Raw genomic sequence first — 25,472 nt, forward strand, 5'->3', positions numbered from 1 at the left:
CCACGTACTGCCATTGACTGCCACAATCTTATAGCCACGCTATACAGCTCATAAATTCACGCCCGAACATTTAAAATTTTTTATAATGCAGGGAGAAGACGATTTAAGAGGCTTAGCCAAGATTATGGCTTTTATGCGAGCAGTAAGCATCATTATAGTATTGATGCACTTGTATTGGTTCTGTTACGGGTTCTTTATACAACGTGGCTGGACATTGGAAATTATCAATAAGATTTTAGGAAATTTCAATCGAACGGCAGGACTATTTGAACATACCTTATATACCAAAGTTTTCGCTTTGGTTTTGTTGGCTTTGAGCTGTTTGGGGACGAAAGGTGTTAAGGACGAAAAGATTACTTGGGGCAAAATTTATGTAGCATTGGTTATCGGCTTCGTCCTGTTCTTTTTAAACTTTCCATTACTAAAACTACCATTAAACACCGCTACATTTCTGTATATCCTGACCACAAGCTTAGGCTATATCGCTTTAATGGTGGCAGGAGTTTGGATGAGCCGTTTGCTGCGTAGCAATTTAATGGACGACGTATTCAATAACGAAAACGAGAGCTTCCAGCAGGAAACCAAGTTAATGCAGAATGAGTATTCGGTTAATCTGCCCACAAAATTTTACTACAAAAACAAATGGAACGACGGTTGGATAAATATCGTAAATCCGTTTAGAGCAACGATTGTGTTAGGAACGCCAGGCTCCGGAAAATCCTACGCCATTGTAAACAATTATATCAAACAGCAGATTGAGAAAGGCTTCTCAATGTACATTTACGATTTTAAGTTTGACGACCTTTCCACGATTGCCTACAATCATTTATTAAAGAACAGGGATAAATATAAGGTTCAGCCAAAATTCTACGTGATAAACTTTGACGACCCACGCAAGAGCCACCGTTGCAATCCGCTCAACCCCGACTTTATGACGGACATTAGCGATGCCTACGAAGCCGCCTATACCATAATGCTGAACCTCAACAGGTCGTGGATACAGAAGCAAGGGGATTTCTTTGTGGAAAGCCCGATTATCCTATTAGCAGCCATTATTTGGTACTTAAAAATCTACGATAACGGTAAATATTGTACCTTTCCCCACGCCATTGAGCTACTGAATAAAAAGTATGCAGACGTATTTACTATCCTGACTTCTTATGCCGATTTGGAAAATTATTTGTCGCCCTTTATGGATGCTTGGCAGGGCGGCGCACAAGACCAATTACAGGGGCAGATTGCTTCAGCAAAAATTCCTTTATCGAGAATGATTTCCCCAAGTTTGTATTGGGTTATGACTGGCGACGATTTTTCTTTAGACATTAACAACCCAAATGAGCCTAAAATACTTTGTGTAGGTAACAATCCCGACCGCCAAAATATCTACTCCGCAGCTTTGGGTCTGTACAACTCCCGAATTGTCAAGCTCATCAACAAGAAAGGACAATTAAAGAGTTCGGTAATCATTGACGAATTGCCTACGATTTATTTTCGTGGCTTGGATAATCTTATTGCAACGGCGAGAAGTAACAAGGTAGCAGTTTGTTTAGGCTTTCAGGATTTTTCGCAATTAATACGTGATTATGGCGACAAAGAAGCTAAGGTTATTCAGAATACGGTAGGTAATATTTTTAGCGGTCAGGTAGTGGGCGAAACGGCAAAGAGCCTGTCAGAGCGTTTCGGAAAAGTATTGCAAAAACGGCAAAGTATGACCATTAACCGAAATGATAAATCTACTTCCATATCCACTCAATTAGACAGCCTTATTCCGGCTTCCAAAATCAGCACACTTACACAAGGTATGTTCGTGGGTTCCGTGTCCGACAACTTCGACGAACGTATCGAGCAAAAGATATTTCACGCTGAAATAGTGGTCGATAATGAAAAGGTTGCGACCGAAACCAAAGCGTATCAGAAGATACCGCAGATTTTATCATTCACAGACGACAACGGAATGGACAATATGAAACGGGATATTGAAAGCAATTACCGTCAGATAAAGTTAGACATTGTTCATATTGTGGAAAGCGAAATGGAAAGGATAAAGAATGACCCCGATTTACAGCACTTAATTCAACAAGATTAATTCAATACAAGCAAAAAAACGGGCTATAAGTAATAGTCCGTTTTTATTATCCTAATTGATTATTTAGTTCATTCTCCTGTATTCAATCGGCGTATGTCCGACCTGTTGTTTGAAAAATCTCGTGAAATGTTGAGGGTATTTAAAGCCCAATTCCTCGGCTATTTCATTGACCGTCTTATGTTCATCAAATATTTTGTGCTTGGCGATTTCGATGATTTTGCCCTGAATGTATTCCTTAGCGGTTTTACCTGTTTCTTTTTTTATCAAATCGCCGAAATAGCTTGCCGATAAATGAAACTTCTCTGCACAGTACGCTACTGATGGCAGACCGATTGTTTTCGGTTTATCGGATAAAAAATACTCATAAAGCAACCGCTCGAATTTTTCCAAAATTCCCCTGTTTTCATTTTCCCTTGTGATAAACTGACGGTCATAAAACCGTATGCAATAATTCAACAGCAATTCTATATTGGAAGCAATCAGCATTTTGCTATGCTTATCCACAGCGTGACGTAGTTCGTTCTGTATCTTGGTAAAACAATCCAATACAATCTCCCTTTCTGCATCTGACAGGTGCAGGGCTTCGTTCACATCGTAAGAAAAAAAAGTATAGTCCTTGATACGTTGTGCTAAAGACGTACCTTTTAGCAATTCCGCATCGAACAATAACCCCCAACCCTGTGGCGTAAACTCTTTCAATCGGTGCTTAACACGCATTACCTGTCTTGGCGCAACAAAAATCAATGTTCCTTCCTGATAATCGTAATGGTTACGCCCATATTTCAATATCCCACACTTCAAATCATTTAGATATACGGCAAAAAGGTTGAGGTTAAAAGCAAGCGACGGCATTGCTCCAACCTCTGCAAAATCAAAAACAGTGACAAGAGGATGAAACGTTTCAAGCCCACGTAGCTTATTGTATTCTGAAATACTTTCAATTTTCAATATATCATCCATAGCACGATTATTTATTACAAAGTTATACATTCCTGAAACACAGTAACTATGTCACCCTCAAAATCAGTAAAAAAGGTAGCCAATATGCAATTCATATACCTGTCAAAAATATGTTCCTTAATTCAAAAATTTTATTGCCTTTCTATAATGAAGCGGACTGCACCCCTTATGCGATTTAAAATATCGGCTTAGATAGGATTGGTCGGGAAAATTTAGCTGTTCGGCAATTTCCTGAAGCGAATAATCCGTTTTGTAGAGCAAGGTTTCAATTTCAATAATCAGGCGTTTATCAATCATTTCTTTGGGCGATTTAAAATTGGCATTCTCTGCCGTAATCTTCCTCAAATATCGTGGTGTAATAGCTAACTGGTCGGCATAAAAAGCCACATTGCGTTCCTTTTCGTAATGTTCGTCCAATATGGAAAGAAACTGAAAGAACAGCGACCGTTTATGGGAATACGTTTTAAACAGGTGGCTGAAATGGTTTTGGCATTTATCATATAGATAGATGAAATAATTCTGTAAAAAATTGAACCGCATCAGCTCTACCATTTCATTAGTCTTTTCGCCCGATACCAATTCCGCATTGTCCATAAGCACATTCAGATTTCTTAACAAAGTGCAGTTTGGTGTATGCTGGAAAAACGGCGTATCACGGAGAAAGAGAAAAAGAGAACTCCCAAGACGTAAACTGGTATTGTCCATCAATTCGCTTGAAAAAACAAACATCCTTACCCTGAAATCTTCCGAGGCAGAAACAAGGCTGATAGTGGACTTCGGTAAAACAATTAATTCCGTATCGGGAATAATCCGGTTTTCCAATACCCCGATGGTCAGCAAGGCTTCACCACTGACACACAATAGGGCAAAGCCCATTTCCAATTTGTAATGGTTGGACATAAACATACGCAGGTCGGTTTCACGATAAGCGAACTCCTCGTTCAACCATTCAGAAATGTGACCATTGTCATTTTTTGACATAAAACAGCATTATAAATATTGCAATGTACGATATTGTTCCGTTTTTGAAAAATTTTGGAGTTTTTATGAAAACAGAAAAGCAGCTTGATGTAGTTAATTTTGCCCTATAAAGTTCATTAAAACAATTTATTATGAAAACGATTTTAGAATTTCTAAGAGCAAATGCTCCCTATTCTTTGGCTACCGTAGAAAACAATAAGCCAAAAGTCAGACCGATAGGTTTTCTATTGGAAGTAGATGGCAAATTGAGTTTTTACACCAGTAAGGTCAAGAACGTGTACAAGCAACTTGAGAGTAATGCCAACGCCGAAATATGTGCATTGGGAAAAATGGGATGGATGCGTATTTCGGGTACGGTTACCTTTAACGACAGTCCTGAAATTACCCAAAAATGGCTTGAAGTAGCCCCGTTCTTAAAATTTGTCTATAAGGACAGACCCGAACTTTTAACGGCTTGCAGTTTTGATGGCATTACGGTAGAGTTCAGACCTGTACAGGGGAGTGATGTGCCTGAATTTGTCGCAGGATGGGAAACCTTTAAGGATGCAGAGGGCGGTATCGTGTACACCAATACATACTAAAGTTATGGAAGCAACCGAAAAAAAAGTATTGGAAACGATGCTAAAAATAGGCGTTCCCACCAATGCAGGCAAAATAGCCGAGCAATCGGAAATGGACAAGAATGAAGTGATAAAAGCGATGAAAGTATTAAGGGAAACCGGACGTATCGTGTCGCCTAAACGATGTTTTTGGCAACCCATAAAATAAACGATTGAAAGAGATAATAGAACGATATGAAACATTTGATGGTGTGCAAGAACTGCACAGGTATATAGCCGCAGGAATTAAAAAATGCCGTTGAGCAGATTGATTGTGAAATCACAATCGGGTGTATAAAAAAATGTGCAAGCAGATACCCCGAACTGAAAGGAAAGGCTTACGGATTAATCAATGACGAATTTACAATCTGTGAGAGCAAGGAAGAACTATTGCTAAAAATTGAGGAAGCAGAAGATGTTTTGTTGTAGCCCAATCAATGAGTATCATACCCCTTTTTACTTCTTGTTCTTTACGCTGGTTATATTATAACATCTATTGCCCACAGACGGCTCAAAGCCTCTTGGTTTTATCTGTAAAATCAAGAGGTTTTTATTTCAGACCATTTCAAAAGCAACTGCCACTATCCATTTTATAAACCCAAAATCAGCAAAAATGGTAGAAAATACAGCAATCCGTATAAGTTTCATCTTGGCTAACATCAAGACCTTTGTAAATGAATAAATTGGGGTAAGTGTAAATTTTCACTTCGGCTTGCTCCTTTACGGATAAGATGCACATTATGAGCCAATATTTCAGAATACTGTCCATTGCAACGTATATAAGCGTTTCGATGCTTTTCGTATTTTCGGGCAAAACCTACGGACAAATACTACCACTTAAAGAAGCAATTGACAAGGGCGTTTCCAATTTCGGCGGATTGAACGCCAAACGAAATTATGCCAATGCTTCCAATGAAAATGTGATAAGGGCAAAACGGGAATACCTGCCTAACCTAAATCTGTCAGCCCAACAAAACTACGGAACCATCAACGGTCAGAACGGAGCAATGTACGGGTTGAATGGTCTTGGGGTTGCTTCATCAGGATTACCGTTACCGGAGCAGAATTGGAACGCTGCATTTGGAGCATTATACTTGGTCAATGTCAATTGGGAGTTTTTCAATTTCGGACGGACACAGCAACAGGTACGGCTTGCCAAATCCGATGCCGATGTCTATAAAAAGGACTACGAGCAAGAGATATTCCAACATAAGGTAAAGATAGCCGCCGCCTACCTTAATTTGTTGGCAAGCCAAAGGTTGCTCACTTCACAGGAGCGAAACCTGCAAAGAACCGAAGCATTTTATAATAATGTAGCAACCCGAGTAAAAAATGGATTGTTGGCAGGCGTAGATAGCGTAACCGCTTCCGCAGAAGTGTCCAAAGCCAAAATACTTTTGAACCAAACGAAAGAGCAGGTTAAGGTACAGAACAACGAATTGGTAAATTTCTTAGGAGAAGAACCCTATAATATTATCAGCGACACAACATTCATCAATAAAAGACCACAGGCAACCCTTTTTGCTAACAATGAAAATCCCGACCATCCCACACGATTGTTTTTCCAAAGCAAAATAAACAAGAGTTTGGCACAGGAAAAACTATACAAAAAACAGTATATGCCCTCGTTCCTGTTATACGGTGTGTATCAGACACGGGCATCGGGTTTCAGTTCGGATTATGCAACCGACCAGACCGCATTTACACAAAACTATTTTGATGGCATTTCGCCCGACCGACAAAACTACCTCTTTGGTGTTGGAGTTACTTGGAATTTGACCTCAATAAGCCGTTACAGCAAAAATGTAACTGCCCAAAGACTGATAACAAAAGGCTTGGAAGAAGAATACAAAGCGATTGACATAGAACTCCGAAACAGGGAAGATGCCGCCGCTTCAAGATTGGAATACGCTATTGCAAACCATAATGAAGCACCCTTGCAGGTCGAAGCCGCCCAAAAAGCATACATACAACGGCTAACCTTATATAATAACGGTCTAAGTACATTGATTGACGTTATCAACGCACAATATTTGCTCAATCGGGCAGAAACAGACCGTGATATTGCCTTTGTAAATGTATGGCAGGCGTTGCTGATGAAAGCCGCCGCAAACGGAGATTTCAACCTGTTTATTAATGAATTTTAATTCCCGAAAAAAATATGAATTTAATACGATTTGCACTCCGTAAACCCATTTCCATCCTTGTACTCGTAGCAGGGATATTGTTCTTTGGAATAGGCTCAGTTCGGGATATAAAAGTAGATATACTCCCGAAAATGGATTTGCCCGTTATCTATATATCACAGCCGTTCGGCGGTTATACGCCCGACCAGATGGAAGCCTATTTTACAAAGAATTATGCAAGTGTCCTACTCTTGGCAAATGGCATTAAGTCCATCGAAACGAAAAACCTGCAAGGGTTGAGCCTTTTAAAGCTGACCTATCACGAGGGTACGAATATGGCACAGGCGGCAGGAGAACTGACCGCATTGGTCAACAGGGTTCAGGTAGCCTTTCCACCGTCTTCACAGCCACCCTATGTAGTCCGTTTTGATGCTTCGTCCTTACCTGTCGGTCAATTAGTCCTAAAGAGCAAGACCCGAAGCAACAATGAATTGCAGGAATTGGCAAACAACTACGTCCGTTCATCTTTTACGTCCATTCAGGGATTGACAGCTCCGCAGGCTTTCGGTGGAAGCTCACGGACAATAGAAATCAATGTTGACCCTGCAAGGCTAAGGGCACACAATCTTACTGCCGACCAATTGGTACAGGCTATAAGACTGAACAACCAGACCGCCCCATCGGGGAACGTAAGGATTGGGGATTTGAACTATATGACCCCGACCAATACAAGTATCAAAGTATTGGAGCAGTTTGCAGAGATACCATTATTCAAAGGAGAAGTAGCCAATGTCAGGTTGGGCGATGTGGCTACCATTAAGGACGGAGCAGACCTTTCGACAGGCTATGCCCTTGTGGACGGCAAGCGTTCGGTTTATATTAGTATTGCCAAAGCCGCCGATGCTTCCACGTGGGAAGTGGTTAAAAATCTGAAAGCAAGCCTGGCCAAAATACAGAACTCATTGCCTGAAGACGTGGAGGTTTCCTACGAGTTTGACCAATCCGTATATGTTATCAACTCCGTTAAAACATTGGTAACGGAGGGTGCTATCGGAGCGATATTGACAGGACTAATGGTTATCCTGTTTCTTGGCGACAGACGAGCCGCATTAATCGTAATACTTACCATACCTATTTCGGTAATTGCAGGGGTATTTTTCCTCAAACTTTTTGGGTTTACCATTAACCTGATGACGTTGAGCGGACTTGCGTTATCAATCGGAATTTTGGTTGATGAAAGTACCGTTACGATAGAAAACATACACCAACACCTTGATATGGGCAAATCCAAAGCAAGGGCAATCGTTGATGCCTGTTTGGAAATCGCCTTACCAAAATTGCTTATCCTCTTGTGTATTTTGGCAATGTTTGCCCCTGCAATCACAATGAGCGGAATGGCAGGTGCGTTGTTCCTGCCGCTTTCCTTAGCCATTGGTTTTTCTATGATAACCTCTTTTCTATTATCGCAGACCTTTGTGCCGGTAATGGCAAATTGGCTGATGAAGACACACAAGAAAGAAACCGAAAACAAAGAGCCTAACAAGCCCAACCGCTTTGAAAAAGTTAAGGTTTCTTTTGTCCGTTTGCTCGATAAGCTAATGGCTGTCCGTAAAATAGCTACTATCGGCTACTTCATAATCATTACGGGAATTGCTGCCCTATTGATAACCACCATAGGGCGTGACGTAATGCCAAAAGTCAATTCGAGCCAATTCCAATTAAGGGTACGTGCGCCGGAGGGTACACGTATGGAACGTACCGAAGAAATAACAAAAGATATACTTAGGATTATAAACGAAACCGTTGGCGAGCAGCACGTGGGCATTTCGTCTGCCTTTGCAGGAACGCACCCTGCATCAAGTTCAACCTCTCCGATATACCTGTTTATGTCGGGTTCTCACGAAGCCGTTTTGCGGGTTGCTTTGAAAGATTATCGGGTAGATATGGACGATTTCAAAGACAAGCTACGGGAGCAGATACTCAAAGCACATCCCAACCTGAACCTGTATTTTGAACAGATAGACCTTACCGATAAAATTTTGGGTAAAGGTTCGCCAACACCAATCGAAGTAAGGGTTGCAGGCAGGGATAAGAAAGTCAATAAAGAATATGCCGACAAACTGATTGCACTATTAGAAAAGGACAATACATTCAGGGATTTGCAGACATTGCAATCAACCAACTATCCGGCAATGGACATCAATATCAACCGCACACGAGCCGCAGAATTAGGGGTGGATATGAGCGAAATTTCCCGTTCGTTGGTCGCTTCGACTTCTTCATCAAGATATACCGAGAAAAATATTTGGCTTGATGAAAAGTGGGGCTTTGCCTTTAATGTACAGGTGCAGATACCGCCCGATAAAATGGGCAATATTTCCCAACTCGGTCAGATACCATTACGCAACAATTCACTCCGCCCCGTACTCGGCGATGTGGCAACGCTAACCCCGACAACCGTCAACGGTCAGACAGATAATATCGGTGTAATGCCCTATCTATCTGTTATCGCCAATCTGCACCATAAAGACTTAGGTACGGCATCCAAAGCAGTAGAAAAAGCGATTGCCGAATTGGGAGAACTACCGAGAGGGCTTACCATTCAGCAGGTCGGACTTACCGAAGTGCTTGACGAAACCCTGTCAAGCCTGCAAGGCGGTCTTTTGGTAGCCGTAGTAGTAATATTCCTGATGCTTGCCGCCAATTTCCAATCGTTTAAAGTATCATTTACCGTATTGAGTGCCGTTCCTGCCGTAGTTCTCGGTTCGTTACTCTTGTTATTGGCAACAGGTTCAACACTCAACCTGCAATCCGCAATGGGGATTATCCTTTCCGTAGGTGTTTCCATTGCCAATGCCGTTTTGCTGATTACCAATGCCGAAACACTAAGGCGTAACAATGGTGATGCCATTAAATCGGCAAAAGAAGCCGCTTCCGTGAGGTTGCGACCAATCATAATGACAAGTATTGCGATGATTGCAGGAATGTTGCCGATGGCAATCGGTCACGGAGAAGCAGGCGAACAGACCGCTCCGCTCGGTAGGGCTGTTATCGGCGGTCTGATATTTTCGACAATTGCGGTACTGATTATACTTCCGCTGGTCTTTGCTTGGGTACAGGGCAAATCAAAAACGCAATCCGTTTCCTTAGACCCTGATGATAAAGACAGCACTTATTACGAACCATTAACAGAACAATAAAAATGAATACACAGAAAATAGGGCTTATCCTCTTTTTATCCTTGCTTTTTATAGCTTGCGATAATACACCAAAAGAGAAAGAAAAATCGGTCGCAGATACTCCCCAACAGGAAGCCGTTGCAACCACTTTTACGTTGAAAAGGGATAGTATTACCTCGGAGGTTAGATTGCCTGCCGAGTTGCAGGCATTCCGTGAAGTGGATTTGTATGCTAAGGTCAGCAGTTACGTGAACAAACTTAATGTAGATGTAGGTTCGCAGGTCAGGGCTGGTCAGGTATTGATACAGTTGGAAGCACCCGAAATCGCTTCACAGTTGAACGCCGCCAAATCCAACCTGCATTCCCGTGAAGCTATCTATACAGCAAGCAACAGTACCTATCAACGGCTTTTGGAAACGAGCAAGGTCGAGGGTACAATATCCAAGAACGATTTAGAACAGGCATCTTCAAAAAAAGATGCAGATTTGGCACAGTTCAAAGCCGCACAGGCTACCTATCAGGAAGTACAGACAATGCAAAGTTACCTGCAAATCAAAGCACCTTTTGATGGTATAATAACAGTAAGAAATGTCAATATCGGGGCGTTTGTCGGAGGAGGCACACAGACACCTTTGCTTTCCATACAGCAACAGAACCATTTGAGGTTAGCCGTATCCGTGCCGAGTGCCTATTCGGGCTATCTCAAGACAGGCGACCAACTTACGTTTACTGTACCTTATATCAAAGGGGAAACATTCAAAGCAAATATCAGCCGTATGGCAGGGGCATTGGATAAAACACTCCGTTCGCAGTTGGTGGAGTTGGATATCCCCAATGCTGATAAAAAACTATTGGCAGGAACGGTTGCCGATGTTTCCATATCGCTGAAAAGTAGAAATAATCCATTTGTAGTACCCAAAACCGCTGTTATGACTACCCAAGAGGGCGTTTTTGTAATTAAAGTAGCAGATAATAAAGCACACCATATAAAGGTGGAACTTGGTTTGGAAACAGCAGAGAACATTGAGATTTTCAGCGACCAACTTGCAGAAAATGATACGTTGATGGTCAAAGCAACAGAAGATATAACTAATGGAAGTACGGTAAATCAAACCAAATAGTTATGAAAATCGGAATTATCGGAGCAGGAAATATGGGGCAGACTTTGACAAAGCATTTTGTCAAAGCAGGTCACGAAGTTTCCATTGCAAACTCAAAAGGTGCTGAAACCTTACAGGTATTGGCTTCGCAAATCGGTATAGAAGCCGTATCGGTTTATAAAGTGGCAAGAGAAAATGAATTGATAATAATCGCTATACCACAATCGGGCATTTTGAAGTTGCCCAAAGACTTATTTAATGGTGTATCAGATGACGTTATCGTTATAGACAATTGTAATTATTTCCCATTAATCAGAGATGGTATTATAGAAGAATTGGAGAGCGATTTGACCAACTCGGAATGGGTATCAAAGATTATTGGAAGACCTGTCATTAAAGTATTTAATTCTATAAACTTCAAAAGTTTGGCAGAAAAAGCCCGTCCAAAAGGCGACCCCGAAAGGATTGCCCTTTCCGTATCGGGAGATAACAGCAGGCACAAAGAAATAATCCGTAACCTGTTAGACCAAATAGGCTTTGACTTCTACGATAACGGATTATTAAAAAACTCTTGGAAACAAGAGCCAGTAACGCCAGCATATTGTACAGATTTAACCCTGCCAAAATTAACAGAGGCAATGCAGGACTTTTATCAGCAGAAAACCGCCGAAGCTATGGCGTATATACGTGAGCAAAGAAAAATTAAGGAAGAAAACATATTAAAAGAAAAACAGAATAACCAATGATAAATTGTTTGACTATTTTATTTACAAACAAGTATTGTAGTATGTAAAAATTAGAGGGTATTATAAATATGTGTAAGCGTTTTAGAACTACTCCTAATGTTAAAAATGTAACTGTATGGAACAATTTTATAACGAAACACTGAACAGAATAAAAACGGTAGCTCTCGAATTTGAGATTAAAGCCGATTATTCTTTACACGAACTTGAAGCTATTCTCAATGAAATAGTTAAAGAGCTTACGAAAGTAAAAAAGTACATTCTTAAAAATGGATTTGCCGGTACTGATGAAGAAATTTTGTTTTTCAAAGTCCATAAACCAAATATTGTTTCAAACCTTATCTATTATAATGCTATCTATAAAATAGAAGCAAAGAAACCTTATGGTGGGCAACAGGTTTTAGAGGATTATCTCGTCAAAGAATTATCGGAACTCAAAAGGTTTTACGACAGAAATATCGAGTTCTGTAAATATTACCGGACTAACAGTACCTATCTCGACCATAAATATTTTGTACGAGAACAACACGACATAAAACTAAGTTTAGATACTTTTTCTTTTGAAGCAGATAGTCGTTTTTCTACTTCACACGATTTTAAGGTCGCTAAGATTATCGCAAATGACCGTTTGGAAATTTATCTTGAAAACCAGCTAAACAATACTAATCAGAAATCATCATTTGAAAATTGTTCATTAAAATGGACTGCGAGTAAAGCCGCAGCGACCGAATTGATATATGGACTTTATTTATCAGGGGTTTTCAATAATGGACAAGCAGATATTGTCGTTATTGTTAGACACTTTGAACACCTTTTCGGTATTGATTTAGGCGATTTTTACCATACATTTACGGAACTAAAATCCCGAAAGATAAACCGAACCAAATTTTCTGATGAAATGCGTGAAGCATTGATTAAAAGAATGGACGAACAGGACGAGAAGTAGCATCAAAAAGTCCGACACAAATCAAGAAAAAGGGCTTATAAAAGCCCTTTTTTTACAGTACTCCTCGTGGCAAATGAATACCTTTTGTGCGTACAATACTGTCCGAGAATTTTGGTGTTTCTTGCTTTTTTTCCACTTGTTCCGCAGGTTCTCCCTTTTTCTCTGGTTCGATAGATAGCTGTATCTTTCGCTCTATTGCCGCCAGCTCCGTTTTGAGTTCGCTTAGTCGGCTCTCCTTAGACCACGTACCATTAACGACCTCCTGAAGTATCGGTATATCCTTTTTGTAGCTGGCAATGTTTTCCTGTTCCTTAGCCATAAGTGGCGGTAGTTTTTCCAACGCTCTCAAAAAGTTTACAGAGGCGGTTTCAGGGTCTTTGGCAATCACACCAAAATTGTGGTTATACTTAATGTTACCCTCTCCCTGTACAAAAAATCGGTTTACCCGAATATCTACGCCGTCTTTTTCGGACATTTCCGTTTTAACCAATAGCTGAAATCCGTACAAACCACCAATCTCCTGATAATCCCCACCTGAACGGGCTTTATCGGCAATCTCGTTGAGCTTGGTTCCAACCTGTTTGGCGTTCGCATTAGGAGATAAGCCGTCCAACTGTACAGGATTTAAGATTTTGCCATCCTGCCGTTTTTGTATGCGTTGCTGTAAGTTGTCCCAATCGGTTGTCATTCGGATGAGGCGTGATTGAGCTGCGCTAAATTCTTCTGTATAGTTTTCTAATTTGGATTTTGCACTATACTTGGAACGGTTAAACGCTTGCTTTTCGCTTTCCAATCCGGCAATCTGTTTTTCAACTCTTGCCTTATCCAGCAGGTCTGTGTTTCCTGACAGGATTGCCACGTATTCAGAGAAATTCATACCCGATTTTTCGTCCATACTGCCCTCGTCAATAATTCTCTTACCAAGATTGTTGGACTTTAATTGGTCGATAAAAAGCTGTTTGTTAAACAGCAGGTTAAATTTGTAGCTATCCAGCGATTTCTCCACGGCATATATGATGACATCTACTTTGTTATCGGCAAAATGTTTGGCAATCTCATTGCCTTTACGGATTGCCCTACCGTCACGCTGGGCAAGGTCGGATGGTCGCCACGGTGTGTCCAAATGATGAACGGCAACAGCTCTTTTCTGTGCGTTCACACCTGTTCCAAGCATACTCGTTGAGCCGAACAGCACACGGATTTTACCCTCGTTCATTCCCTTGATAAGCTCCTTACGTTGTTTGTCGGTTTTGGCTTCCTGAATAAACCGGATTTCATTCGCAGGTATGTTGTGGTCTTCCACGAGCTTGCGTTTGATTTCAGAGTACACATTCCACTCGTTCGGCTTATATGTTCCCAAATCCGAGAACACGAATTGTGTTCCTTTCTGTGCATTGTATTTATTGTAATATTTCGCAATATTATTGGCACAGTGAGAGGCTTTGTTGTCGGGGTGGTCTTCGTATATACCGCTTACCATTCGCATATCCAATGACATCTTACGGGCGTAATCCGTTGCGATAAGCATTTTCGCTTTTTCTTCCGATTTTGATAACGGGTGTCTTCCCAGCAAAGTTGCATCGCCTGACTTCGCAAATTCCATCAGGTTCTGTATAAACTCCGCTTGGTCGGGCGTAGGCGGAATGTTGTAAAGGATTTCGTTTTTTTCAGGACGGTCAATGCCTATATCCCTTGCCGTCCTATAATCCGTTATTTCCGAGTAGAACTGTGCAAGCTCCGGTACTTTGATGAAATAACGGAAGCGTTCTTTTGCTACAATATTGTTGGCGACCGAAAACTCGTAATCGGTCGTCTTACGTGCGTAAATAGCTGCCCACGCATCAAAACAGTTAATGCCCTGTTTTTCCAATGCCCTCGGGCGTAGGTATTTGAAAAGCAAGTACAATTCGGTCAATGAATTGCTAATAGTCGTTCCCGAAAGAAAGGTAGCCCCCATATCCGCATTGGTTCGCTCCTGAATGGTACGGATAGCAAAAAGCAGGTTCATTGCTTTTTGGCTACCGTCCACGTTACCCAATCCAGCAACACGACTATGACGGGTATTGAACATTAGATTTTTAAATTGGTGGCTCTCGTCGATAAATAAATGGTCTATACCCATCATTTTAAAATCGACTATATCATCTTTGCGGTTCTCAATATCGTGCTGTAAAGTCTTTAGCTTCACTTCGAGATTGTCTTTTCGCTTGATAGCTCCGGCAAGCATACCCCTTGTTACTTCCGCACCGTCAGCCTCCATTGTATATAGGTTTCGCTCCACGTTATCCAATTCTATTTCGAGGATTTCCTTTTGGATTTCGGGGCTTTGGGGTATCATTCCGAATTGGTCGTGCGTGAGAATTACACAATCCCAATCATTGTTTTTTATATCCCCGAATATCCGGAGGCGTTTTTGTGGAGTGAAATCTTCCTTGCCAGGGAACAGTATCTTTGCGTGTGGGTACGCTGTTCTGTAGGCTTCGGCGATTTCGTGTACATTACTTTTTAATCCTATTATCATTGGTTTGTGTGCCAAGCCCAAACGCTTCATTTCCTGTGCGGCAGTACACATAACCAATGTTTTCCCAGCACCGACCTCGTGGTCGCAAATAGCACCGTTATTCAGCTTAATCATCCAAACGGTGTCCTTTTGACTATTGTACAAGTCTTCGATACCTAATGCTTTGCGGTCTAAGCCTGCAAAATCCTGATGGCTTCCGTCATAGTTTGGACGTACAAAACAGTTAAAGGTATCGTTGTATTGGTCGGTCAGTCGGGTTTTGAACTCATCACTTTGGGCGTGTAGCCAATCTGTAAAAGTGGTGCGTATTTCGTCAATTTTGGAATTAGCCATTTGTATAGCTTCCATATCTTTGACCTTGACTTCCTGCCCGTCTATTTCGACTTTCTTGGTTATATCGGGTGTGGTATTGACAAGGGCGTGCTTCATCAAAGCCACGCCGTCAAACGTCCGGCTTTCAGCCTTGACCGCATACTTGACCCAAATGTTTTGATTGCCCTGATTACAGATTACGGAAAAATCATCGGAGCTGTCCGAATAGTGGATTTTTACATCTGCATCAAAAAGGTGTGAGGCAAATTTGGCATAAACGCCAGTGGGTATCCAGCGTTCGCCGAGGTTGAAGTCCAGCTCCTCAAATTCGATACGTCTTGGTCTGGCTTCCACTAATGCCGTAAGGCTTTGTTTGGCTTCCTTATCATCGGGATTTTGTTCAACGCAGGCTCTGATTTCTTTGGCTTTTTCAACTACGTTACCAGCTATCCAGCGTTCGGCTATTTCGTACTCCCTTTCCAATGGATTATAGAAAATACGACCGTGTAAATGCTCTTTCAAGGCATCGGCGGTCATATTGCTGATTTCGGACATATAGTCCAAATCCACACTTCCGTATTTGTTCAACGAGGATGCTAATGCTTCTTGTGGGTTGTCGGTTGCTAATCTTGTGGTAGAGAAACTTACGGGGTGGCTAAATATATCCGCTTTCTGAACGATGCCGCCTTTCACACGCTCCAAATACGGAATTTCCTTTCCTGCACTGTCGGTCTTTATCAGCTTGATATTATCGGCACTGTTCAAGTTGCTATACTTTTTGACAAAGGCATCGTACAGGCGGTTAAGGTTTTCTCTTTCCTCCTGATGCTCCGTTTGTTTTTCGGCTTCTTTTTGATACAAGTCGTTGTAAGTATCACGCACGGCAATATAGGCTTCGGCTCTTGCTTGTTGGGCTGACGGCAGTTGCAAGGGATGGAAAATTGCCGTTCCGTTTTCTTTATCAACCTCCTGCAAATGACCGACCCAACCATTGTCCACAACAAGACAGTCGTTACGGTGGTACGACTGCAATTCCTGACTATATAATGCAGGTTCGGGAATGGTAACAGGAACGGCTACGGAAACGGCTGGCTTGTCGGCTTGGCCATTCCCGTTTTGTTGTGAAAACAAATCTCCGGTTGCTTCCTGTTCATTGCTGTTGGGTTGGCTTGTTCTATTTACCGTACCATTAGGAGCAGGAGGCGTGTACGGTTGTTGCATCGCCTCACTGAATAAGTCCGTTTGGCGATTGATAGGCGTTCTACGTCTATTGATTGTTTGCCTTTTGGTTCTTGTGGCTCGCTTGGGTGGAGCAAGAACGGCGACAGGTTCGCCAGCATTTGCAAACAGGTCGAAAATACTTAACTGCGTAAATTCTTGTGGGCTTTCCTGCACAATGGTTGGTGGCGTAAAACGAGGGAGTTCCGGCTGAATGATTTCACGCTCTATAACCGGAGGTGGTGTTGGCTGTACCGGAATTTGTACGATAGGCTCATCGTTTTGTCTGCCTCTATACAAAGATAAATTCAGATACTTTCCAAAATCATCGGAAAGCATTTGTTTAAGGTTCTTGGCAATGCCTTCAACGCCGCCTTGGTGGGTATAGATTAGAGCAGGTTGCCCGTAAGGGTCGGTATCTACTTTCCAATGCGTATTTATAATTCTTGCACCGTCATTAAATATTGCATTGCTGGGTGTACCATATCCTGTTTTGTTGCTTTGGCAAAACAGATCTTCCCTTTCGGTCAGATTTTGTTTTGCCGTATTCTTTTGCAGGATTATCAGGTCGGAGCCGACCTCTGTACCTGCATAATCCGAAAACAGATTATTAGGTAAGCGGATAGCCGAAACCAAATTGTTGTTTTCCATTAATACCCTGCGTATCGGCTCATTCTTCGGACTGTTTAAAATTCCCTGTGAAGTAATGAATGCCTGCAAACCGCCCTCACGGAGCATATCATTCCCTTTTAAAAAGAAATAGTTATGAATGCTTCGGGCAGCTTGTATTTTTGCAGGGTCTTTACTTCGGGAATACGAAAGGTCAAACACAGAGGTATCGCCAAAAGGGATATTGCTTGCAATAACGTCATAGTTGTTTTGTTCCTTCTCGGGGATTTCCTCAAAGCCACTTACACGGATATTGCTTTCAGGATAGAGGTGCTTTAGGATTTTGCCTGTGAGTACATCCTTTTCATAAGCAGTAACTTTGGTTTGGCTCTCTGCAAAGGACTGAACAAAAGCCCCGATACCTGCGGAGGGTTCGAGGAATTTGTCAATGTTCAAGCCGCTATCACGTATTGCCTGTGCAATGGCATCTATAACCTGTGGCGGTGTATAAAAAGCAGTCAGCACCGAGCTTTTCATACTATCCACGTATTGGCGGTATTGCTTTTCATCCGTAGCGTTTTCTTTTAGAAGTTGGTGGAGTTCCTGCGTAATCGGGAATAAATCGTGTTCGGTCTTCCTCCAATGATTGATGTCAATTTCATTTGCTATGGGGTTCAATACGAATTTAAGACCGCCAAATCCGCTATAACGCATCATTAGCAGTCTTTCTTCTGCGGTCGCTTGTCGCTTCTCCTTTTCCAATGTAAAAGCAATCCGCAGGGCTTCGATATTGTGCTGGAGGTGCTGAAGTTTACTGAAGCCCATTTTCATCAATCCATATTGTGATGGTTCCCGTCAGTTCGGTATAGAGGACATCAAACTCGTAACCGTAGGCAAAATCATCGGTCAGTTCATACTTGGCAAATACTGGTTCACAGATTGGGAACATTTTAAGAGCGAATGGTCGCAGTTCCTCATCTGCCATTAGGGTATCGAACTCATTGCATACGACTTGAAAAACCGTATCAAACTTGGAAAAGTGCAAACCCTCAAAGAGTATGTAATTGGCAATCTCATTGCATTGGTCGATAGCATTGCCAGAGCGGAACGCACCCTCGTAAGCATTTGTAGCCCACGAAGAACGCTGGTCAATAAATTTTTGGTCGTGAGCTTTTTCAGGGAAGCTACTGTTAAGGTGTTCTTGCAGTCGTAAGCGGAAATACGACAAGTCTTTTTGCTGTGTACTCATAATAAATTATGTTTTAGAATTTTTGCGTAAATCCTAAAATTAGAGCAGGCAGTAAAAGCCTTTGAAGATGTGGCAGGGTTTGGCTTTGAAAGGCGGGATTTGGCGTATTAGTATATCATATAAGGTAGAAAAACGTATTTTTGTGCTGTACAAATTTTAATTCACTATCATAATGAACGAACTAATTGAAAAAATCAACGCAAGCTATGAAGCGTTGAAAGCTGATGCACAATTGCAAGTAGAAAAGGGAAACAAAGCGGCAGGTACAAGAGCACGTAAGACTTCGCTTGAATTGGAGAAACTTTTAAAAGAGTTCAGAAAAGCATCTTTGGAAGCATCTAAAGGCTAAAAATCAAACCCTCCGAATTTTCAGAGGGTTTTGTTTTTATGGGTTGTTCAAGAGTTGAAGCATTCTGCCGACCTCTATATCCATTCGGGAAAAGGCAAACCACTTTTTACCCAAATCTTTCAGTGATGCTCCAATATGGTAAAGTTCCGTATCGTCAATAATCAAAAAGCGGTCGTGGGCATCGGAAAAAGTCTTAATCTCAATCGTAGGATATTGGCTGTTGTAGCGTTGCAAGTCAAGGCGTAGCTGATTGCTGATAGCTTTGGTGTAGATTTTTGCGGTTACATTATCCTTACGCTTACCCAATAAGGTCAGCACTGTATCATCTGCATAATTGTCGAGCAAGATAATGGAGCTTTCGGCACTTCGAATAATATCGGAAACAAAAGTATAAGCATCAAAGACCTGCCCGTTATAGAAAATGCCTTTGTCACTTTGGAGCTTGTCGCTTTCCAAAGCCTTAAAGATTTCCTCAATCTTTTGGTCGGTTTCTAATTGCTTTATCTCAATCTTATCCAGCCTATGAAACAGAGAGGAGTTACTGATGAGCATTCTCCGCATTTCGACAAATGCGTCCATTATCTCAATACTAACATTTACAGCCACGTCGGAGCGAAGCACTGCCGATAGCATCGCAATTCCTTGTTCGCCAAAAGCATAGGGCAGGTAACGTCTTCCGCCTCGCCCAATGTTTGAGGTTCCAATTTGGAACTTCAAAAAATCCGCTTCCTCATCAGTCAGTTGAAAACAGAATTTTTCGGGAAACCGCTGCATATTTCGCTTTACGGCTTTGTTCAGATTTTTTGTTTCTACCTGATATAATTTAGCGAGGTCGCTATCCAGCATTACCTGTTTGCCTCGTATGGTATAAATCAGATTGCTGATTTCTTTGGGTACAATTGTTGGCTTATTTTCCATTGCGTTTATTGGATTTATTTTTCTCAAACTCAAAGGAGCTTTCGGCGTTCTCATTCAATACGATATAGGCATCGAATTTCTTTCCGGCTTTGCTTTTCATTCCCTTAATCAAAGGGCTTTTGCCATTATTGACGAGGCTTGTAATATCGGCTATGCTTAACTGCACCTCACAAACCCTACGAAATTGTACCCAATTACAATGTTCGTCAGGGCATTTGACAATCTTATCACGGATAATCAATTGTTGGCTTTTGCATTTCGGACAGGTCAGTTTAGGCAGGTTCTCATTGGCAAGGGAGCTTTGTAGCAATTCGTCAGTTATAGACTTTGCGTAGGTTTCCATTTCTCTTAAAAATACCCTCGCATCAACTTCGTTGTTTTCGATTTTCTGCAAAGCCAATTCCCATTCGGCAGTCATAGCCACGTTCGCAATTTTGCGGTCTTTGACTAATTCATATACCTGCAATCCCTTTTCAGTCGGGATTAAGGATTTCTTTTCCCGTTGGATGTAATTACGGGTAAATAGGGTTTCTATGATTGCCGCTCTTGTCGCAGGCGTACCTATACCGATATATTGCAGGGCTTTTCGTTCGTCCTCATTTTCGATTTCCTTTCCTGCATTTTCCATTGCCGACAATAGTCCGGCTTCTGTAAAAAGTACAGGCGGTTTTGTTTTCTTTTCCAAACAGGAGGCTTCTTTGATTTTCAATTCGTCGCCTTTTTTGAGTTCGGGCAAGTCCTGTATCGGTTCGGTGTCATCGTCCGAGAAACTGCCTTTTATGGAACGCCAGCCAGCCTCTAATATCTTACAGCCTTTCAGCGTAAAATCGTAGTGCGATACTTCTAACGCTATATCGGTAATCTCTTTTACGCAGGCTTGTGATATGGCTTCGAGCAGTCGAAAGGCAATCAGATTATACACTTTTGTTTCGTCCGCATTGAGTGCAGACGGAATTTTGTCGGTAATCAACAACCCGTGGTGGTCTGTTACACGCAAATCGTTTACAATTCGCTTATTGAAACGACCCCACTTCAATTTTGAAACAGCTTGCTTAAAATTTTCGTTGTCCTGTAACGCTCTTACAAGGTTGGGGATTTCTGCCCACATATCTTCCGGTATGTATTTACTTCCGGTACGGGGATAGGTAATAAATTTTTGTTCATACAGGCTTTGAGCGATATTGAGTGTTTGTTCGGCAGATAGGTTCAGCTTTTTGTTGGCTTCCTTTTGCAGTCCTGTGAGGTCAAACAATAAGGGCGGTTGCTCCGTGATATTCTTACTTTCCACAGATACAACCGTAGCCGTTCCGTGTCTTTGGATTGACCGCAAGGTATCTTCGGCTAACTTTTGTTCCTCCCATTTGGTTTTTGAGATACTTTTAAAGTCAATATCCTCTTTGCGGTGCAATAGCTGAATTTGCCAATACTTTTTAATGGAGAAACTCTTGTTTTCCAAATAGCGTTTGCAAATCAACGCCAACGTAGGCGTTTGCACTCTGCCCAGCGAGTAAATGCCATTGCCTGCGGAGATACTCAATGCTTGTGTGGCATTGATACCCACCAGCCAATCGGCACGGCTTCTGCCTTGTGCAGCCTGATACAAGCCGTCAAATGCTGCACCGTCTTTCAAGCTGTCAAATCCTTGCTTGATTGCTTTTTCGGTAAGCGAGCTTATCCAAAGCCGCTCAAAGGGTTTACGGCATTTCAGGTACTCGTAAATATATCTGAAAATCAACTCTCCCTCACGCCCTGCATCGGTAGCAACGATAATGCTTTCGCTTTTATGGAATAGTTCTTTGATGACTTTCAGTTGCTTTAATGCTCCTGTATCGGCTTGATAGCCTTTATCCTTTTTGACCTTGCGAACGGTCAATATAAACGGGTTCGGGAGGATGGGCAGAGAAGCCCTGTCAAACCCCAAAATCCCATAATCTTCAGGCATTCCCAAGCCAATTAAATGACCGAATGCCCACGTAACAAAATAGCCGTTGCCTGTTAGATAGCCGTCCTTTTTCTCGGAAGCTCCTAACAAGCTTGCTATTTCCCTTGCTACGCTTGGTTTTTCTGCAATAACTGTTTTCATAATTAACTCACTTTTCTACTTCTTGACTTTGCAGGGGCTTTTGGATTATTCTGTTGCTCCTGTTGCTTTTCATTCTTCGGTCTTTGTTGCCCCGATTTTAAAGGCTCTTTGAGATTTTTAGTTGCTTCGTTGGTTTTACCCTCTGAATTGACCGCAGTTTGTGTTTTGTGAGCTTCGGTAGGTTTAACACGCTCCTTGTATTGATTAGGAAACTCAAAATTGGTTTTACCCGTTTCTTTGTTGAAAGTGATATAGCCATTATAAGGCTGGTCTTTTTTATCTTTCAACTGAACATAGACCGTTTGCCCGTCTTTGAATTTGTTGTGTTGTTCGTCGGTCAGTTCAGTACCTCTGAAAACTCTCGGAGCTTCCTGTGGCTGGCTTTGCTGATTTGCTTGTCGGTTATTTTGGGATTGCTGACGATTATTTCCTCTATCAAATAGGTACTCTAAATAATTTTTGTCCGCATTGTACTGTACCGTTGCATCAAAGAGTTTTCCTTTTGTTGAAGTCATACCCTCAACGAATAGAGGTTTACCCTCCAATAAGGTTTGTTTTTGTTCCTCGTTAAACTTAACCCCTTTCAATTCATCGGGGATATTGATTAAAGAAGTTCGGAGGGCGATAAGCTCATTGGTAAGCCTGTCCACACTGATAATGGACGGTATAAGTTCGCCTGTCTTTGGGTGTACCAAATCAACTACTCGCCCCATATTACCCGTTTCGAGCAGGTTTTTTTTATCTTCATCGGTAAACTTATGATTGAAAAATTCTCTGTGTAGGTCTGGGGAATTGCGGACACCGTGTGCCATTACAACAACCTCGCCCTTTTCATCTTGCCGTAACTGTAAACGTGCTTGTGAACGGTGGGCTACCCCTCCAAAATTAGCGTCCATATAGACAAGTTCATTCGTTTTATACCCCCTTAATAAAGGGTCAAGCAGGTTTCGCTTTTCGAGGTATTCCTTTGTTATTCCAAAGTTGTTCAATGTTGCCCAATCAATCTGTTCCGACTTGAAACGGTACTCGTTTGTTTCCGGTGTTGTCTGTGTTGTTGCCATATCATCTTTATTTTCTTGTTTTTGTTCCTGTTTCGGGTCAGTCTTTACCTCGTGCTTTTTCATTTCCTTTTCGCCTTCCGGCGTAGGCTTATCTACCTGTTGTTGAAATTGCTTTGCTTTTTCGACTACATCGTCTGCACCCACTTTGAAGAATGCAAAAGGGGTTGGGTTTTTTAACTGTCGCCAAAAGTTGGAAAAGAAGTTGGTAATGAAATCTCCGTGTTTGTCCACACGTAGAAATTCGGATTGGTTATTTATAGTTGGGTCAACGGTTTCTAAATTTCCGTCTTTGTCAATACCCTTAACGGCTTGGATTTTCATTTTTTCCTTATCCAGCACTAACAGCACGTCCGAAAGTTGCTCAGGTACTTCCTGTGCAACTTGTTCGGGTGCTTTCTCTTGATTTAAAGTTTCTTCGCTCATAATCTGAAAATTTTAAAGTTCAATGCCGAAAGTAAAGGAAGTGGTTACTGCATAACCCAAAGTGGCACTCTAAGGCAGTCAAAGGCAGTGTTTGGCTACTTATTAAAACTTTCCCTAATAAACTGATGTATATCGGATAGCTTGTAATAGAGCTTTCCGCTTATGGTATAGTAAGGGAGCTTGCCAATGGAGCGATAACGTTGGAGGGAGCGGTTGCTGATTTTCAGCATTTGCAATAAATCCTGATTGTCGAGCAGTTCCTCGCCGTCTATGCTGTTGCGTTTTTTTTGTAAATCGTCGATATGGTTGCTCAACATATCCAGCCTGTCCATTATTCGCTCCATCCACGACAAAAATTCCATTCTATCAATATTCATAGCTATTACTTTCTAAGAGTTCATACTATTTCTTACCTGATTTCAGTTTTCTGCCTTTTTCGATATAGCTTTTGCCCTTTGCCATAAGCTCCTCAACATATTCGTCACTACTTTGTATGGCATTAGTATTAAGCAAATCCTTGATTGCTCCAATCGTATAGAAGTATTGCCCGTAGATTTTGGAGTAAGTTATTTCGCCTTTGGTACGCATACGCCACAACGTTTTTTCGCTGATATGCAGATATTGGCAGACTTCGTGATTGTTGAGCCACAAATCATCATAGCTTGTGTCGTCCAATCTTTTCAGGTAATCAGCAATGGCATTGATACGGCTGTTGAGCTGTTGCCACGCTTCTTCTTCAATAGTTATTATTTTCATTGCACAGTTTTTAAATGTTCACTATGCAAAACTCCTAAAGGTGGCAGTGTTTGTCCGCCAAGCCTCGCCAATTGGTTTGGCGGTTTTTTGAAAATTTTTGCAATTAGCAGAAATCCTTTATTTGATAAGTGTTTTAAAGGATTTGGAATGTTTTAAGTAAGGTAAATACCACCATTTGCCAATTGGTATATAGTTGGCAATAGATAAAATAAAAAGGCAGTACACTTTTGATGTACTGCCTTAAAAATAGAGTTGCATTAAATTCTAAAGGTCTTTATCCATATATTCTTCTAACGAAACTTTAAGTACGTCTAAGAACAACGTTCGTGAGCCACTTTTAGTTTTCATTCTATGGAATGTGTGATGTAAGTCGTTTAGTGTAATGCCAAACAGTATTTGAAACATAAGACTGATTTTTCTGACACTTATTTTACCGTGAGAAATTGCACCAGAGGCGTATAGAGCATAGATTAATTCTGTAAGTGCATTCTTTGTTTCCGTCCAAAAAATATCTTTGGAACGTTCAGGCTTTTGTGCAATTAAATCGGGGTTTTCCTCAGGATTTATTTTTGAAAGCAGATAAGTATAGAGTAATTCGTTGGCTATAATCCTTGCTGTCTTGTAATCGTAAAATGTAGAAAATTCAGGGTCAATTTCAAATACGATACTATTTAATCCGTCGTGATAGTTTATGTTTCCACGTTTGAAATAGGTGTGGTCACGGTCAGTACGCCCCGAACGGTAGTACCTGTAAAAGTCAGAGTTACAAATATGCTCAACGTATTCTCTTTTCAGACTTGCTAATTGGTTTGAAAAATAGCTGTAATACATCTTACCATTGCTGACGGGACAGGTCGTTTCAATCCGATAAATCTTGTTGTAATAAATTAGCTTTCCAAGAATTTGAGGTTTAATGTTTCGGAAGAATTTTATTTCTTCCTCATCATTTTTAAAGCCATTTTCAATAACTTGTTTCTTGACCGAAAATAGGAGGTCTTGAAGATACAAGGTCATTTGATAAGCCTCATCAATTATCCTTTCGCTTTGCGCTGAAATCTTATCCTCCTTATTATGTATCTCTAAAATAATTGTGTGTAAAGAATGTCCCATAGCTAATAATGTTTGTGATGATTGGTAAATTTCAAATTTTGATTATTCCTATTTTACACACAAAAGTCATTAGTATAAATGATAATCTAACCCAAGTTTAACCCACCTGTGGAAATTATTTTATAAAATTTTAGTATGAAGTA

At 41.3% G+C, this 25,472-nt stretch carries 19 protein-coding genes; 9 read left to right on the top strand and 10 right to left on the bottom strand.

The window, feature by feature from the left end; all coding sequences use genetic code 11:
- Positions 1–85: 85 nt before the first annotated feature.
- Positions 86–2,086: a conjugal transfer protein MobC gene (gene mobC, locus G6R40_RS08460; RefSeq protein ID WP_165134070.1), complete on the top strand. Its 2,001-nt coding sequence runs from the start codon at positions 86–88 to the stop codon at positions 2,084–2,086.
- Between the two features lie 63 nt (positions 2,087–2,149).
- Here mobC and G6R40_RS08465 read toward each other — a convergent pair whose 3' ends face one another.
- Together G6R40_RS08465 and G6R40_RS08470 are read right to left on the bottom strand one after the other, a co-directional pair.
- Positions 2,150–3,046, bottom strand: a complete 897-nt coding sequence (locus tag G6R40_RS08465; RefSeq protein WP_165134073.1) for a helix-turn-helix domain-containing protein — start codon at positions 3,044–3,046, stop codon at positions 2,150–2,152.
- 117 nt (positions 3,047–3,163) lie between these two features.
- Positions 3,164–4,027, bottom strand: a complete 864-nt coding sequence (locus G6R40_RS08470) for a helix-turn-helix domain-containing protein (RefSeq protein WP_165134075.1) — start codon at positions 4,025–4,027, stop codon at positions 3,164–3,166.
- Positions 4,028–4,158: 131 nt separating this feature from the next.
- Here G6R40_RS08470 and G6R40_RS08475 point away from each other — a divergent pair, with 131 nt between their 5' ends.
- The 7 genes from G6R40_RS08475 (at position 4,159) to G6R40_RS08505 (ending at position 12,720) form a co-directional block, all read left to right on the top strand.
- On the top strand, positions 4,159–4,608 hold the full coding sequence (locus tag G6R40_RS08475; protein ID WP_165134077.1) for a pyridoxamine 5'-phosphate oxidase family protein: 450 nt from the start codon (positions 4,159–4,161) through the stop codon (positions 4,606–4,608).
- A 4-nt stretch (positions 4,609–4,612) separates the two neighbouring features.
- Positions 4,613–4,795: a MarR family transcriptional regulator gene (locus tag G6R40_RS08480; protein WP_165134079.1), complete on the top strand. Its 183-nt coding sequence runs from the start codon at positions 4,613–4,615 to the stop codon at positions 4,793–4,795.
- 571 nt (positions 4,796–5,366) lie between these two features.
- A complete protein-coding gene (locus G6R40_RS08485) occupies positions 5,367–6,773 on the top strand; it encodes a TolC family protein (protein WP_165134081.1) in 1,407 nt (468 codons plus the stop codon).
- A gap of 14 nt (positions 6,774–6,787) precedes the next feature.
- A complete protein-coding gene (locus G6R40_RS08490) occupies positions 6,788–9,952 on the top strand; it encodes an efflux RND transporter permease subunit (RefSeq protein WP_165134083.1) in 3,165 nt (1,054 codons plus the stop codon).
- 2 nt (positions 9,953–9,954) lie between these two features.
- Entirely contained in the window at positions 9,955–11,052 is a 1,098-nt protein-coding gene (locus tag G6R40_RS08495) for an efflux RND transporter periplasmic adaptor subunit (protein ID WP_165134085.1), read from the top strand.
- A gap of 2 nt (positions 11,053–11,054) precedes the next feature.
- Positions 11,055–11,777: an NADPH-dependent F420 reductase gene (locus G6R40_RS08500; protein ID WP_165134087.1), complete on the top strand. Its 723-nt coding sequence runs from the start codon at positions 11,055–11,057 to the stop codon at positions 11,775–11,777.
- A gap of 115 nt (positions 11,778–11,892) precedes the next feature.
- The gene (locus tag G6R40_RS08505) at positions 11,893–12,720 is read left to right on the top strand and encodes an RteC domain-containing protein (protein ID WP_165134090.1); all 828 of its coding nucleotides are present in this window, start codon (positions 11,893–11,895) and stop codon (positions 12,718–12,720) included.
- Between the two features lie 52 nt (positions 12,721–12,772).
- On the opposite strand, the gene G6R40_RS08510 is transcribed toward G6R40_RS08505, so the two are convergent.
- Positions 12,773–18,205, bottom strand: coding sequence for an N-6 DNA methylase (locus tag G6R40_RS08510; RefSeq protein ID WP_165137596.1), 5,433 nt, complete (start codon positions 18,203–18,205; stop codon positions 12,773–12,775).
- Positions 18,192–18,629: a DUF1896 domain-containing protein gene (locus tag G6R40_RS08515; RefSeq protein WP_165134093.1), complete on the bottom strand. Its 438-nt coding sequence runs from the start codon at positions 18,627–18,629 to the stop codon at positions 18,192–18,194. The genes G6R40_RS08510 and G6R40_RS08515 overlap by 14 nt, the downstream gene beginning before the upstream one ends.
- A 172-nt stretch (positions 18,630–18,801) precedes the next feature.
- Between G6R40_RS08515 and G6R40_RS08520 the strand changes: the two genes are divergently transcribed.
- The gene (locus tag G6R40_RS08520; protein ID WP_165134096.1) at positions 18,802–18,978 is read left to right on the top strand and encodes a histone H1; all 177 of its coding nucleotides are present in this window, start codon (positions 18,802–18,804) and stop codon (positions 18,976–18,978) included.
- Positions 18,979–19,014: 36 nt separating this feature from the next.
- Here G6R40_RS08520 and G6R40_RS08525 read toward each other — a convergent pair whose 3' ends face one another.
- The 6 genes from G6R40_RS08525 to G6R40_RS08550 all read right to left on the bottom strand — a co-directional run bounded on the left by G6R40_RS08525 (position 19,015) and on the right by G6R40_RS08550 (position 25,329).
- Positions 19,015–19,896 carry an ORF6N domain-containing protein gene (locus tag G6R40_RS08525; protein ID WP_165137599.1) on the bottom strand — a complete coding sequence of 294 codons (882 nt, stop codon included), beginning with the start codon at positions 19,894–19,896 and terminating at the stop codon, positions 19,015–19,017.
- A complete protein-coding gene (locus G6R40_RS08530) occupies positions 19,886–21,979 on the bottom strand; it encodes a type IA DNA topoisomerase (RefSeq protein WP_165134099.1) in 2,094 nt (697 codons plus the stop codon). Before G6R40_RS08530 ends, G6R40_RS08525 begins: the two co-directional genes overlap by 11 nt.
- A 2-nt stretch (positions 21,980–21,981) precedes the next feature.
- Positions 21,982–23,463, bottom strand: a complete 1,482-nt coding sequence (locus G6R40_RS08535; RefSeq protein ID WP_165134102.1) for a DUF3945 domain-containing protein — start codon at positions 23,461–23,463, stop codon at positions 21,982–21,984.
- 95 nt (positions 23,464–23,558) lie between these two features.
- Positions 23,559–23,840: a helix-turn-helix domain-containing protein gene (locus G6R40_RS08540; protein WP_165134105.1), complete on the bottom strand. Its 282-nt coding sequence runs from the start codon at positions 23,838–23,840 to the stop codon at positions 23,559–23,561.
- Between the two features lie 25 nt (positions 23,841–23,865).
- Complete coding sequence (locus G6R40_RS08545; protein WP_165134108.1) at positions 23,866–24,219, bottom strand: helix-turn-helix domain-containing protein; 354 nt, start codon at positions 24,217–24,219, stop codon at positions 23,866–23,868.
- A 264-nt stretch (positions 24,220–24,483) separates the two neighbouring features.
- Complete coding sequence (locus G6R40_RS08550) at positions 24,484–25,329, bottom strand: RteC domain-containing protein (RefSeq protein WP_165134111.1); 846 nt, start codon at positions 25,327–25,329, stop codon at positions 24,484–24,486.
- Between the last annotated feature and the right edge of the window lie 143 nt (positions 25,330–25,472).

Origin of the sequence: Chryseobacterium sp. POL2 (genome assembly GCF_011058315.1) — a bacterium.
GTDB lineage: Bacteria > Bacteroidota > Bacteroidia > Flavobacteriales > Weeksellaceae > Soonwooa.

Excerpts from the sequence above, each read along its gene's own strand:
- G6R40_RS08500 (WP_165134087.1), top strand. The coding sequence starts at position 11,055 with ATGAAAATCGGAATTATCGGAGCAGGAAATATGGGGCAGACTTTGACA.
- G6R40_RS08520 (WP_165134096.1), top strand. The coding sequence starts at position 18,802 with ATGAACGAACTAATTGAAAAAATCAACGCAAGCTATGAAGCGTTGAAA.
- G6R40_RS08505 (WP_165134090.1), top strand. The coding sequence starts at position 11,893 with ATGGAACAATTTTATAACGAAACACTGAACAGAATAAAAACGGTAGCT.
- G6R40_RS08475 (WP_165134077.1), top strand. The coding sequence starts at position 4,159 with ATGAAAACGATTTTAGAATTTCTAAGAGCAAATGCTCCCTATTCTTTG.
- G6R40_RS08530 (WP_165134099.1), bottom strand. The coding sequence starts at position 21,979 with ATGAAAACAGTTATTGCAGAAAAACCAAGCGTAGCAAGGGAAATAGCA.
- G6R40_RS08495 (WP_165134085.1), top strand. The coding sequence starts at position 9,955 with ATGAATACACAGAAAATAGGGCTTATCCTCTTTTTATCCTTGCTTTTT.
- G6R40_RS08535 (WP_165134102.1), bottom strand. The coding sequence starts at position 23,463 with ATGAGCGAAGAAACTTTAAATCAAGAGAAAGCACCCGAACAAGTTGCA.
- G6R40_RS08510 (WP_165137596.1), bottom strand. The coding sequence starts at position 18,205 with ATGGGCTTCAGTAAACTTCAGCACCTCCAGCACAATATCGAAGCCCTG.
- G6R40_RS08490 (WP_165134083.1), top strand. The coding sequence starts at position 6,788 with ATGAATTTAATACGATTTGCACTCCGTAAACCCATTTCCATCCTTGTA.
- G6R40_RS08540 (WP_165134105.1), bottom strand. The coding sequence starts at position 23,840 with ATGAATATTGATAGAATGGAATTTTTGTCGTGGATGGAGCGAATAATG.
- G6R40_RS08525 (WP_165137599.1), bottom strand. The coding sequence starts at position 19,896 with ATGGAAAATAAGCCAACAATTGTACCCAAAGAAATCAGCAATCTGATT.
- G6R40_RS08545 (WP_165134108.1), bottom strand. The coding sequence starts at position 24,219 with ATGAAAATAATAACTATTGAAGAAGAAGCGTGGCAACAGCTCAACAGC.
- mobC (WP_165134070.1), top strand. The coding sequence starts at position 86 with ATGCAGGGAGAAGACGATTTAAGAGGCTTAGCCAAGATTATGGCTTTT.
- G6R40_RS08470 (WP_165134075.1), bottom strand. The coding sequence starts at position 4,027 with ATGTCAAAAAATGACAATGGTCACATTTCTGAATGGTTGAACGAGGAG.
- G6R40_RS08515 (WP_165134093.1), bottom strand. The coding sequence starts at position 18,629 with ATGAGTACACAGCAAAAAGACTTGTCGTATTTCCGCTTACGACTGCAA.
- G6R40_RS08480 (WP_165134079.1), top strand. The coding sequence starts at position 4,613 with ATGGAAGCAACCGAAAAAAAAGTATTGGAAACGATGCTAAAAATAGGC.
- G6R40_RS08550 (WP_165134111.1), bottom strand. The coding sequence starts at position 25,329 with ATGGGACATTCTTTACACACAATTATTTTAGAGATACATAATAAGGAG.
- G6R40_RS08485 (WP_165134081.1), top strand. The coding sequence starts at position 5,367 with ATGAGCCAATATTTCAGAATACTGTCCATTGCAACGTATATAAGCGTT.
- G6R40_RS08465 (WP_165134073.1), bottom strand. The coding sequence starts at position 3,046 with ATGGATGATATATTGAAAATTGAAAGTATTTCAGAATACAATAAGCTA.